General features: G+C 61.5%; 1 protein-coding gene. It reads right to left on the bottom strand.

Translation table 11 applies throughout. From position 1 onward, the window contains the following. Positions 1-2: 2 nt before the first annotated feature. The coding region (locus tag ACXJ5O_RS28990) for an IclR family transcriptional regulator (RefSeq protein WP_457302917.1) at positions 3-678 on the bottom strand (676 nt) is incomplete at its 5' end.

Below are 678 nucleotides of genomic sequence, written 5' to 3'. Positions count from 1 at the left end.
CCTTAGAGCTCTTCCGGCCGCTTGCCACCCATGGCCCGTGTCAGCTCGTCAGCCGCGTCGCGTATGACCGGGCCAAGCACGATCAGTTTTTCCTTTGGTAACCGCACTGCCGGTCCAGAAATCGACATTCCAGCGATTGCCTCGCCATGCTCGTTGAAGATCGGTGCCGCGATGCAGCGCATGCCGAGGGTGTGTTCCTCATCGTCTATCGACCAGCCGCGCGAACGTATCTCCTGAATGTTCTTCAGGAGCGCCGGAAGCGTATCCAGCGTGTGATCGGTGAAATGGGCAAGTTGCTTGCCGCCAACGGTCCGGCCAATTTCAGCGTCGGACCACGTCGAAAGGATAGCCTTGCCGATGCCGGAGGCGTGGATGGGGCCGCGCCGCCCGGGCCGGTAAAAGGCACGCATCGGCGCATGGCTTTCGACCTGTGAAATGAACACCACATCGCCGTCATCCTCGATGCCGATATTCGCGGTTTCGCCGCATTCCTCCATCAGCCGTTTGAGGAAACGGCGGCTGATCGTGCCAAGCTTGCGGAAGCGCAGGAACGCATTGCCGATCGCGAAAGCCTCGACCCCGATAGTCCAGTCGCCCGTTTCCGGATCGTGGGCGACCATGCCGTGGTTTTGCAGCGACGTCAGCAGGCGATGGATGGTCGACGGCGCGAGACCGGTC

It is taken from the genome of Phyllobacterium sp. P5_D12 (assembly GCF_054049495.1).
This window is presented reverse-complemented; position numbering and strand designations above follow the sequence as displayed.